Origin of the sequence: Pantoea allii (assembly GCF_002307475.1) — a bacterium.
GTDB lineage: Bacteria > Pseudomonadota > Gammaproteobacteria > Enterobacterales > Enterobacteriaceae > Pantoea > Pantoea allii.
In genome coordinates this window covers 416,519-428,384 of record NZ_NTMH01000011.1, presented here as the reverse complement: position 1 = coordinate 428,384, position 11,866 = coordinate 416,519, and the positions used below count along the sequence as shown (strand labels likewise).

The window sequence follows — 11,866 nt, the reverse complement described above, 5'->3', positions numbered from 1 at the left end:
GGTGCAGGGGGACAAGACGACCTGCGGCGGGAAAATCACCACGGGCGCAGATGATCACACTCTGTTTGATAAACCTGTTGCCCGGGAGCAGGACAGGGTGACCTGCGGGAAGCATGCCGGGCTTTTCAGGATAGCCGGTGGCATTGACAACGATACCATTCATGACCGGCGAATGGCCGGAACCCTCGACAGCTACAGCACCTGCCCCTGTAAGGCGAAGTTCATTCCGTCGATGATGAATGATACGTACGAGAAGAACAGTGGAGCTTCCGCTGGAAAATTGGCAGCCGGCTTTACAGCGGCTCCTACGCAGGCATCTCCTGAGCTGCCAGGTTATCTGACCGGCGAGCAAAAGCCGACAGGATTTGTGCCTGATTATCCTGTTCTGATAAATACTCACTATCTGCCCGATGATAAACTTCGGACTATGCTGGAAGTTAACAGACAGGATTGCATGATCCTTACTTTGCCAGAATGTCTCGAAATTATAACGTCATGGGATTTTGTAAAGCATACATGGACTTCTATTACGACGAGCACTCCCGGCAGTATCGTAAAGACCTACTGGACAAATATTAATGATGTGGTTAGTGCCTCAAAAATTGTAAGCCAGTTGGGTGCAATGGGGATTAAAGGCACCGTATTTATTAACCATAGAGGAACTGAGCTCATAAAGCTTACTGGCTATCCGGGAATCAGAAAAGCACTCAATGCTCCAGTTTTCTCTTTGAAGCACCCAAAAATTATTGAAATGGCAATTGGTAAATATGGGCTTGCAAAGACTGTTATAAACGGAACTATTGTCGGGTTAATTTATGTATCCGCTGTTGATACAGTCGATTTCATTCTTAATGATGAAACCTCCCTCGCGGAGTTTATGGGGACACTTGCTACTGATGTCGTAAAAGTTGGTCTTTCGTCAGCCGTAGTTTGGGGCGTTGGCTATGCTGCGAATGCATTCTTACCTTTTGTTCTTGGACCTTTAGCGGTTGTCGTATTTGCTGGCGTTGGTACAGCAATAATACTAAATGCTATTGATAAAGAATACGGCATTACAGATAAACTGGTAGCTTATATAGAGTCAGCACAGCAGGAGTTTGTTGACAGAGCCAGAGGTATCGAGCGCGGAGTATGGGATTTGGGGGCTATGTATGTTGATGGGATGCTTGAAAAGGGACGAAGGGTTATCGAGGCAGAAGTTAAACGCTATATCCGAAATGCTATCCGTGATGTTGGTTTAAGGAGCTTGGAATAAATGTTTTCGTTGAAAGAACGAGTGGTTCTTTTCTTTTTAAATATGCTTATTGCATTTTTGATAATTGTATTTACTTATGTCGGTGTAATTTCTATTGTTAAGTACTTGTCTTTTCCACATGCGTTTGAGTACTCTACTGGATGCGTTATTTTATCTTTTTCAGCTATTATTCTTGGGCCTGTGTTTATTAGTGGGTTTCCGGTGATTTTTCTTGGCAGACGCTTTGAGCATAAGATAGCGACTATTTTAAGTAAGATAATAATCTGGGGCTTTGTTTTAGCTGTTTTTTCTGGTGTTCTGTTTCGTACTTATTACATTTATGAAATTAAGAGTCAAGGGTATGTTGAATGTCATAATAAAAATCTCGGGGCCTTTTCTGCGCTATCGACAAAATATGCTTTAAATTTGGCTGATTGTAGGCGGTAAAAAAATAAAGTAATGCAGCGTAAGAGTTGTGATGTTACCTACTGATTTTTAGGGAGATATCTATAAGTCAGAAATGACATAATGAGTATCCAGCGGAGGTTGTATTGATGTTTGAAACAAAGGTTCGGCCTGTTTTAGCCATATTACTCATACTGGGGTTGTGGAGTCTTTGTGTTTACCTTGGGAACGATACGTTTAATGAGTATTTTTCGTTTGGTGACAACATCGTTTTTTCGTGGTTGACGGTTTCTTTTATCGCTTTACCTGTGGTAATGATCTTTCCATTTATATATTTCATTTTGCTTTTATTAAAAGGTAAAGAATATGCATTCAAAACGATGGATGCGTATGTGGTATATTTAAAATGGGGCTGTATTGCTTTAGTAATTATTGGGGTTATGTATTCAGTTTTTTACCCAACAATTCTGGTAAAAAAAGGATATTTGAGGTGCGGTGGCATTCCATCAGGATTAATGCCTGGAGCGGCTACTGGTTATGTCCGTGATTCGTCTTTGTGTAGCGTAAGTGATAAGTAATAACAATGTATTCTCTTAAATTACGTGTAATTGCATTTTACGGGGTGTTTTTTTAACCGCATTTTTCTTTTTTTTCTCACCGTTATTGGCGGTTTTTTTCTGTTATTTTTGCGGGGGTATAATCGTTACATTAGGTAAAAGATTACTCAGTACCTCGTTTATTATCTTGGAGCTAACAGTCCTGTGAATATTCATCTTTTCAGAAAGACATACGACATTTTTAATGCATAAAGGATACACAGAATGCCAGGGGCTCCCTTCGGATTGGATGCCTGGTATGGCAAAAAAATATGTCATAGAACCGCCCCTTTGTACTCAGCATTGATGGTTCTCTTTTCTGTATGAATACCCGAGCCAGACTCCCGGAGTCTGCTTAAGTGTTTAACACGCAGCAATTTACTAAGCAGAATAAATATGGATGACTTAACCCTGCGTTACTATGACGCTGAAATGCGCTACCTGCTGGAAGCCGGTGAAGAGTTTGCCCGCGCTCACCCCGAGCAGGCGGCAATGCTCAATCTCGATAAAGCGGGCGCGCGCGACCCGTACGTGGAACGCCTGTTCGAAGGTTTTGCCTTCCTGATGGGCCGACTGCGTGAGAAGCTTGATGACGACTTGCCTGAACTGACCGAAGGGCTGGTCAGCCTGTTGTGGCCGCATTATCTGCGCACCATTCCGTCGATGTCGGTGGTGGAGTTCACCCCTGACTGGCGTGAAATGAAAGAGCAGATGCGTATTGCCAAAGGTTTCGAAGTGAACTCACGACCAATTGGTGTGAAGGGCACGCGCTGCCGGTACACCACCACCAAACAAATAACCCTTCAGCCGTTGTCGCTGGAGCACGTCCACCTGTCGACTGATCCTGACGGGCGTTCGGTCATCAACCTGCGTTTCAACTGTAGCCATCTTGCCGACTGGAGCCGTGTCGATCTCAGTCAGATTCCGTTCTACTTCAACGCTGACGCACCGCTGGCCAGCGCCATGCATGAAGCCTTTACCATGAACACGGCGTGTCTGTGGCTGCGGATGCCGGGTGATAGGGACAGAAGACCGCTCGACGGTTATTTCACCGCACTGGGGTTTGGTGATGATGACGGGCTATGGCCGAAGGGTGACAGCAGTTTCAGTGGTTACCAGTTGCTACTCGAGTATTTCACCTTCCGTGAGAAATTCATGTTCACTGCCCTGTGCGGCCTGGATAGCGTGCTCTTTCAGGCTGAACTTCCCTGGTTTGAGATCGACGTGGTGCTGACAGAACGCTGGGAGCATGATTTCAGCTTTACCGAAAAGCATCTGCGCCTGAATTGCGTACCGGTGATTAACCTGTTCCCGCTGGAATCTGATCCGCTGACGCTCAACTCCCTGCAGACCGAATACATGTTGCGCCCGATGCGCGTGCAGGATGGACATACGGAGATTTACGCAGTGGATTCGGTAATCTCATCGAGCCAGCATACCTACGTACCGTTTTCGAGCTTCCGCCACAAAGGCGGGATGATGCGTCACGAAGCGCCGGAATATTATTACCACACCCGCGTGCGTCGCGGTCCGTCCGGGTTACATAACACCTGGCTTATCCTCGGTGGAGAAGCCTTTGATAACCATACGGTGCCGGAAGATGAAAGCCTGTCGTTGACGCTCACCGGCACCAACGGCCAACTGCCGCGACGTGCGCTGCAAAGCACCGTGCTTGATACGGTGATGAAAACCACTTCGGCCAGCATTGCCGTACGTAACCTGTGTGCGCCGACGCTACCCTGTTATCCCCCGGCAAGGGACCGTTTTCACTGGCGCGTACTGAGCCATCTCGGCAGCGGGTTCCTGTCGATGATGGATAATGCCGATGTGCTGCGCGGTACCCTGGCGCTGTATGAATGGACGGACAGCGAGATGAACCGTCGTCGCCTGGAAGCCATCCTCAACGTGAAACACAGTGAAACAGAGCGCTTCGAGCAGGGCTACCTGGTTCGTGGTGTGCAGATTGACGTGACGCTGGACAGTCACGGCTTTACCGGGCGCGGTGATATCTGCCTGTTTGGCGAGATGCTGAGCCGCTTCTTTGCACTCTATACCGACATCTATCTCTTTAACCGCCTGATTATCATTTTGCAACCGACCGGAGAACGCCTGGAATGGGAAGAGAAGCACAACCGCCGCATTCCCGGCTGACCCCAAGGCTGGAGGCCGACCTTCACCGCATTAACTTTTACCGTTTATGTCAGCTTTTGGAGAAACGTAATCCGGACAGGCCATTAATGGGCGCGACCAGCCACCCCGGGGATGACCCGGTACGTTTTGCGCCGCATCCGGGCATGGGGTTTCCGGCCAGTGAGCTGAAAACCGTTGAATATGATGAGGACGATGACAGCAAGCCACCGGTTATCCGTGCCACGTTTATGGGGATGTATGGGGTTGACTCACCATTGCCGACGGCCTATCTCGATGACATCTCTCAGCGCAGTGAAGGGCACGAAGCGCTGCAGGGATTTCTGGATATCTTCAGCCATCGCATTCTGACGCAGTTTTACCGCATCTGGCGTAAGTACTCTTACCCGGCCACCTTTGAGCCCGGCGGTACCGACAGCATCTCGCAGTCACTGCTGGGCCTTGTGGGGTTGGGTATTCCCGGCACAGCAAACCACATTGCCACGCCGGTATCGCGCTTTCTGGCGCTGCTGGGTGTACTGCGACAGCCGGGCAAAACTCAAGAGGGGATGCAGGCGCTGGTCACTCTACTGGCCCCGGATACCACCGTGAAGGTCAGCCCGTACTGCCTTCGACCCGTGGAGGTCACTCGGCCACTGGGCTTCTATGGTGATGCCGATTTTCTGCTGGACGGCAATACGCCACTGGGTGACGAAGCGATGGATACGGGCAGCCAACTGCTGGTTGCGCTCGCGACGAATAATGAACAGGAGGCGCAGGGCTGGAAACCGGATGGTCTGCTGTATCAGGATTTTCTGGTCATGCTGCGGGTGTACCTGGGATGGCGCTTCAAAGCACGCATTACCCTGACCACGTCTGTCCGGTTGCTGGCCGTGCCACTGCTGGGCGAAGACCCTTTCTGGCTCGGCATGAACGGTGTGCTGGGCGCAGAGGGCGATGAGCTTCCGGCGGATATCCCTGCGACCTTTACGACCGAACTGGGTTACTACACCGGGCTGGAGCCTGCGAAACCACAACAAGGAAACCGACGTGTTACGTACAAGTTTGACTAAAACGCTCTGGTTGATGCCTCTGATGGCATTCAGTCTGGCGGGCTGCGGAATAACCCAGGGGGTTGCCGATAGTACCCAATCGGCGTTTAACGCTGTTTTTTACAAAAAGATCAAGGTGCTGCACCTTGATTTCACAGCACGTGAGGCGCTGAATACCGACGCCCGCGAGAGCAACTCGTTGTCTGTACCTGTTGTGATACGGATTTACCAGTTGAAAGACCGCAAAACCTTCGACAAAACGCTCTACCAGCAATTGCTCCAGGAAGGTGACACCATTCTGAAAGCCGACCTGCTTGCCCGCCGGGATGTGGTGGTGAAGCCGGGCGGAGATGCGAGCCTTAACATGCCAATGGAAGCCGGTGCGCAGTTTGTGGCGGTGGCGGGACTGTTCCGTCATCCGGACAGGGTTAAGAATACCTGGAAGCTGGTGATTCAGCGCGAAGACCTCGATCCGGATAAGCCGCGTATTCTGGAAGCCGGTAATAACTATCTGATGCTGCAACCGCTCAAGGATGACTAATGCCACGGGAACATCACACGCCTTCGCTGTATGAAATGCTCACCGGCCATTTTACCGGTGGCCTTGCTCTCAATCAGGTCAGTGAAGAAAATCAGGTCATCCTCTCTGTACTGGATAACATGCAGCGTATCCTTAACTGCCGTGCGGGAACCCTGGCACACCTGCCGGATTATGGTCTGCCGGATATGACCAGAATCCTGCAAGGCATGCCGGGAACGGCCCATGAGCTGATGGGGGCATTGTCCGCCGTCCTGCTCAAATATGAGCCCCGACTGAAAAGGATAGCGGTAATCCTGCTGGAGCAGAACGTCCCCGGTGAGTTGCGCTATGCCATTGACGCAGAACTCAAAGGCGTTGGCCTGGTCCGCTATGGCACTGAGTTTATGCCTGAAGGTCGGGTTCTGTTACGCCATCTTAAGCAACAGCAGTATCTCGACACGAGAACCCTTCTCTAAGGCGAGATCACATCCTGCCAGTTTCATCTGGCGAGCTGGCGTTATTTCGCTGCGCTGACGCCGCCGTTAGTGTTGATTTTTAATTTTTTTTCAGTCGATTGCGTGTTGATGATGAGACTCTTTTTACTGACTCATTACTACTGCTTGCGTCTGTGGCGGGATGAACGATTTTTTCAGCTCATTGAGAGTGAAAACGACCTCATTGAGTTTGATAACAGGATTGCGCTTTGGTGGACAATAAAAGGGAGCACTCGCTCTCTGGTTGGACGCTGGTGCGGGTCTAAGGTTTTATGGTGACGCTATGATTTTTTTCATTGTGTATGGTCTTTTACAGGGCCCTTGGTTGATAAGGCAGGTCTTAAATGACGATGAATCCCGGTATGCATTGGACGTTAAATTTTAAGGTTTCACATCACGAAGAGAGCCTGTTAAGCATCACTTTCGCCCCGGAACCGGGTAGAAACTTTTTCAGCTATATGTTGATTTAATACATCGCTGACCCGGTGGCACTTCAGTATCTACAGCGTCTCGAATATGCAGAAAGCAAAGCCGCATAAGCAATAACCCTCCACAGCTCCTTTTACGTCAAATGGACAACTGGTCATGCATGACATCCCCCCTCGTAAAATCAAAACCGGTGGCGACCCGCGCACGTTAGCGGATTACGCCGCTCTGCGCGATGAACTGAGTAAGCTCACACATCCCGCGCGCCCGGATGTGAACTGGCGATATGTCGAAAAACGCTGTCTCTCACTGTTTGAGCAGAACGGTGTGGAACTGCAGACGGCAGCCTGGTACACGCTGGCCCGAACGCAACTGGCCGGGCTGGTCGGTCTTAATGAAGGACTTGCGATACTCGACGCCCTGATAAGTCATCAATGGGGGACGCTGTGGCCGCAGCCCGTCCATGCCCGCATGGAAATCCTCAGCAGTCTGAGTCAGCGTTTGCAGCAACGGATGCGTTCGCTCCCGATCAATTACAGCGACCTCAGCCAGTTGTACCGGGCTGAGCAACGGCTTACCGGTATCGGGGAAGTGCTCAAGCGCCTGGAACTAAAACATCTCAGTCAGCTCGATACCCTGCGTACCTTGATGCACAATTGCGCTGTCCGGTTGGAAAACAGCGATGGGACAACCAGTACAACGGCGACGGTTCAGTCCGGTATAGTGTTGCCGGCCACCGTGATGCATGATGCCGAAGCCTCCATGAGGGACCTGGCGGGTAGCTCGCCTGAGAATACGCCAGAAAGCGCAGTGAAGTGGGTGTACGTCGCACAGGCGGAACATCAGGCGAATGTGGACGTTTTGGCGGCAATACCTGCTCCGGTAAAAAAACGAACATCCTTCGCTGCCGGGATGTGCACCATGCTGGTGATAAGTATCGTCGCAGTGTGGAGCTGGCATTATTTTCACCGGCCTGACCCGCTTCAGGCTCAGCTTGCAGCATCCCTGGCGCCTTTACCCGCAACGCTCACGCCTGAACAACTGGATATGTTGCGTCAGCAATCGCTTTCATCACAAACAGTGATAACACAAACACAGCAGCAACTTGCCCGACTGGATAAATTGCCTCCTGACTGGAATATCGCCTTGAGTCGACAGCTTTTGGAACAGGCCAGGGCACTGTGGCCGGAGCAGACAAAACCCCTGATAAAGCAATGGCAGCAACAACTCAATGCTGCCGCATTGCCGACAGAACGCCTGAATGGCTGGCATCAGGGAATGATGACGCTACAGAAACTAAGTGACAGGTTGAACGGACTGGATGAGCAAAAGGGAAAATACATGACGATCAGTGAGCTGAAATCAGTGGTTTTTTCCACGATGCAATTTTTTAATCAATCCATACCGGCTGAAGAACAACTACGGGCACTGTCACAACATCCTGCGGGAAAACCATTACCTGCTGCTGCCCGGTCTCAACTGGAAATGCATCTGAAACAACTGACAGCCCATTATGCTGAACTGAAACAGCAGACAGAAAAATAAACACAGCGCTAAAAGCCGGGGTTGATTCAGTCATCGTATCGTCCAGCAAAAATAAGGCGGTCGTTTCCGGTTAGTTCTTCCGGTTTCCAAAGGGCGATCAAGGATTGGATCGATCCTGGTACAGCATGAGGACGCTTCATTTTTATTCTGGCAAGCCTTTTCCTTCATGGTTTTCTATACGAATGGAGGTTCGATTTGCTGCGGCGTGTTCTAACAAATCTGCAGGCAGTTTTTGCTCTACATATCGTTCTAGACTGTGAGACATAGTGTGCTCAAGTGAGTAAGATAACTGGGTAAACATTAAAGGTATATTTCCTGTCCGCATTTTAATCAATGAATTCCGTTTGATAATTATTTTTTGGTGCGGGATTGCTCAGAATTAGTGTTGCGTTTTCGTGTCAGTATGGTGACTAAAATGATTGATGAGAATAATTTTAAATCATTTTTTAAACTGACTTATTGGGCGTGATGGTCAGGTTATATTGGTGCTATTGGTGAAAGTTAATGGGGGGGTAACTATTGGCTTTGGTAATAGCGATACACTATCTTAATTACGATGGCAGTGGAGTGGTTTTTTAAGATTTAATGGCGAGAAAAATAATTAGGAGGCTGATGTAAGTTAAAATACTAATATTAAGTTGCCTAAATTAGGGAAAGGAGGATGGTTTACATTAGAATGATTCTGTTATTCCCAGGCAAAGAGTTGAATCTCAAAAGTGAAAATGACTAGATGGCAGGGTATAAGAAGGGTTATTCTAAAGTGATTTAGAACTGGCCGAGGATGAAGCATGGACGTTATCCCTAGCGATATACAGACAAGGCTACAATTAGTCATCTCGAAAGCGGCAGCTCTTTTACCGGCTGACGTAGGTCAACAGCTTCTTGCTATGGTCACCCCCTCAGCATTAGCCACTATGGCGGGGGTAATCGTGGTTTGGGCTGGTGCGCACTTTTTTGGGATTGGTGAAATCGCTGATTTAGTGCTTCTCATTGTAGGTTGGGTGGCTGTAGGAGGCGTAGCGCTTGAAGCGGCTAAGAAGTTGTTTGATTTTGCGACGAAGACTAACTCAGCTAGTAGCGAAGGAGATCTTGACGCTGCCGCTAAGGACTTAGCCGATGCTATCACTCTGATAGGGGTTAATACTGTCCTTGCGCTTCTTTTAAAGAAGAAGCCTGGTGACACATTTAAAACTCCTTTCAGGGGAGTAAAAATGCCTAGGTACAGCAGCGACATCGGTAGGAAAATGAACCTGCCTCGCACTGGAGGATGGCGTTATACCCCCAAGATAAAAATCACAAAGAATAGTGACGTCGTTCAGGGACGCACAAAACCTTGGGGGGACGTAGAAGTTGGACGTAACTACTATCCTGGTGCAATGTCGAAAGATGACGCTTATTTGCAGATGCTATCAACTCTTTACCACGAGCAGGTACATATGGCGATTGCCCCTAAGTTCTATTTATTAAGAGAACTTAGAGTTTTCATGAGACAAAGCGCATACAATAAATCATATATACTGCGATACCTGGAAGAGGCACTTGCTGAAACAATTGGCTTATTAAGAGCCAGGGGGATGAGTAGGAAATATATCATTGAAGGGTTTAAATTTCCTCTTGGAAATACGTATGAAATCACTTATACATTATTACGGCATGAGGCTGCAGGCATTCTTTTAGGTCCGGTGGTAGTTGGTGGGTTAATGTATAATGTATGGTATGGAGTTCAGAAATGATAACTGAAAGCAAAGCTATTGAAATTGCTAAAGAATATGCAAAGGAAACTGGTTATGGTTGGGACGAGCGTTTTCATGAGGCTGAGAGATCATCTTTAGATGGTAAATCTGTTTGGGTAGTTTCAACCTCAGACTTGAAATTCTCTGAAGAGCTTCCGTGGATGATGGAAAACATGCCTAATCCAATAAAATATTACATAGATTTATCCTGCGGTGAATGTATTGCAATTGGGGGGAGAGGTGATCGGATTTTTCGATTGGAAAAATAATCTGCTTTACAAAGCACTGGCCCGTCTTTTTAGTGAGATTTAAAAGTAGATAATTTATTACGTTAAGCTTTAATTGGAAGGTGGTTAAGTTAAGTAAGTAACAGTTTTTAAATTTCTTTTAGAAAAAATATAAAAAATTTTCATTTTAAAATTGAATTTTTATCTTGCTTGTTAAATTCATATAATCTGCTTTAGCTATCTATAAGTAGAGCTTTTTTACCATTTCAGAGATGTAAGAGTGCATATATGAGAAGGGAGCAGTCAAGGTGTAAGCATCACTTTAATTTCGACCTTATCGGCTTTACGTTTTTCGCCTGGAACGACACGGTTTACAACGAGTTGTCTGCCTTCTGGATTCCGATAACGTGACTTCAGGATACACACCCAGTGCAAGAATCTTTTGTTTGCTACCAAAGCGATACTGAAAACGCCAGTATTTGGAACCGTTTGGGGTAATCAAAAGTTGCATACCATTACCGTCTGTTATTTTGACGGGCTTCGCAGCAGCCTTCCCATTCCCATTCCTTACCTTTAACTCATTGAGCGGCATAGTAAAAATCCTCGGCTGAGGGTATTTGCATTATCGAACCAAACATACCAACAATTGTACCAACATGGCGCTGTGAATTTTGCGAGACTAATGAAGACGTAGGTAGCATACGAAAATGAGTTAACTTATTGATTATAATGGAGTGAGTAGGCGTTAAGGTACGTTATGAGGCTAACATCTGGTGTCCCCTGCAGACTTCGAATTTATTTTTTTAATTTATTGATAATAATGAAGTTTGTTTCATTCGATTCATTAATGAGCCCCCATTAAGGCCCCCTTTATGCATAACATCAAAATTTAACGGTTGAACGGGAATTTTTACGTCCATCTGGATGCTTTTTGATGAGACGATGCTCTGGCTTTTTTACGGAATCGTAGTGAGCACCATCCGTGTTTGAAAATGATACCATAATTTGGCTCCTTACTGTTTAGTGGGCAACGCCCCTGGATAATGTCTGGCGATGATGTCATTCATCTCTTCAACCAAATCGGGACGCTTGAAAATGATGTGCCCGGTTCCCTTCTGGAAGTAGCGTATCTCAACATACGTGTCTTCGAAAACGGATGCGTGCTGTCTACTGATATGCGCATCCAGCCTGACGGCCAGATCGTTGCGATTCTCAGGGACGGGCTTACCGTCCAGCAAATTCAGCATGCGGTCTAAATCTGACAGTTGCTCCCGCCGTCGGCCATGTCGAAAATGAAATCCCCAGCGGTCATACTGAACCAGCCCGTCAACGATTACCTTCTCCCCAAACTTACACGGGCTGTTGCTCTTATAGTTCCAGCTCAGCCCTTTAAACACGTTAATGATCCCACGCTCAAAAACCTCTGCTTTGCGCTGATTCAGGTACAGAAAGCACAGTAAGGTATTGCTGGTCACGATATTGAACAGTAATACCCAATTGACTTTTT

At 47.6% G+C, this 11,866-nt stretch carries 11 protein-coding genes and 1 pseudogene; 10 read left to right on the top strand and 2 right to left on the bottom strand.

Translation table 11 applies throughout. From position 1 onward, the window contains the following. Position 1 precedes the first annotated feature (1 nt). From CMR03_RS04810 to CMR03_RS04760, 10 genes are all read left to right on the top strand, one after another. Entirely contained in the window at positions 2-1,255 is a 1,254-nt protein-coding gene (locus CMR03_RS04810) for a PAAR domain-containing protein (RefSeq protein ID WP_244181337.1), read from the top strand. After that, complete coding sequence (locus CMR03_RS04805) at positions 1,256-1,681, top strand: hypothetical protein (RefSeq protein ID WP_244181335.1); 426 nt, start codon at positions 1,256-1,258, stop codon at positions 1,679-1,681. A 107-nt stretch (positions 1,682-1,788) separates the two neighbouring features. Next, the gene (locus CMR03_RS04800) at positions 1,789-2,217 is read left to right on the top strand and encodes a DUF1240 domain-containing protein (protein ID WP_096010935.1); all 429 of its coding nucleotides are present in this window, start codon (positions 1,789-1,791) and stop codon (positions 2,215-2,217) included. A gap of 414 nt (positions 2,218-2,631) precedes the next feature. After that, positions 2,632-4,386 carry a type VI secretion system baseplate subunit TssF gene (tssF, locus tag CMR03_RS04790; RefSeq protein WP_096010934.1) on the top strand — a complete coding sequence of 585 codons (1,755 nt, stop codon included), beginning with the start codon at positions 2,632-2,634 and terminating at the stop codon, positions 4,384-4,386. Next, positions 4,350-5,435, top strand: coding sequence for a type VI secretion system baseplate subunit TssG (tssG, locus tag CMR03_RS04785; protein ID WP_096010933.1), 1,086 nt, complete (start codon positions 4,350-4,352; stop codon positions 5,433-5,435). The genes tssF and tssG overlap by 37 nt, the downstream gene beginning before the upstream one ends. Then, positions 5,413-5,955, top strand: coding sequence for a type VI secretion system lipoprotein TssJ (tssJ, locus tag CMR03_RS04780; RefSeq protein ID WP_063880404.1), 543 nt, complete (start codon positions 5,413-5,415; stop codon positions 5,953-5,955). Before tssG ends, tssJ begins: the two co-directional genes overlap by 23 nt. Next, positions 5,955-6,410 carry a type VI secretion system baseplate subunit TssE gene (tssE, locus tag CMR03_RS04775; protein WP_063880403.1) on the top strand — a complete coding sequence of 152 codons (456 nt, stop codon included), beginning with the start codon at positions 5,955-5,957 and terminating at the stop codon, positions 6,408-6,410. Before tssJ ends, tssE begins: the two co-directional genes overlap by 1 nt. A gap of 603 nt (positions 6,411-7,013) precedes the next feature. Continuing rightward, the gene (locus CMR03_RS04770; RefSeq protein WP_096010932.1) at positions 7,014-8,399 is read left to right on the top strand and encodes a VasL domain-containing protein; all 1,386 of its coding nucleotides are present in this window, start codon (positions 7,014-7,016) and stop codon (positions 8,397-8,399) included. Positions 8,400-9,187: 788 nt separating this feature from the next. Continuing rightward, entirely contained in the window at positions 9,188-10,132 is a 945-nt protein-coding gene (locus CMR03_RS04765) for a hypothetical protein (protein ID WP_096010931.1), read from the top strand. After that, entirely contained in the window at positions 10,129-10,401 is a 273-nt protein-coding gene (locus tag CMR03_RS04760) for a hypothetical protein (protein ID WP_096010930.1), read from the top strand. The genes CMR03_RS04765 and CMR03_RS04760 overlap by 4 nt, the downstream gene beginning before the upstream one ends. A gap of 285 nt (positions 10,402-10,686) precedes the next feature. Here the strand turns inward: CMR03_RS04760 and CMR03_RS04755 are convergent. Continuing rightward, positions 10,687-10,951: pseudogene (locus tag CMR03_RS04755) on the bottom strand (Arm DNA-binding domain-containing protein); the annotation flags it as partial. Positions 10,952-11,372: 421 nt separating this feature from the next. Then, entirely contained in the window at positions 11,373-11,834 is a 462-nt protein-coding gene (locus CMR03_RS04750) for a DUF4942 domain-containing protein (RefSeq protein ID WP_371871993.1), read from the bottom strand. Positions 11,835-11,866 lie beyond the last annotated feature (32 nt).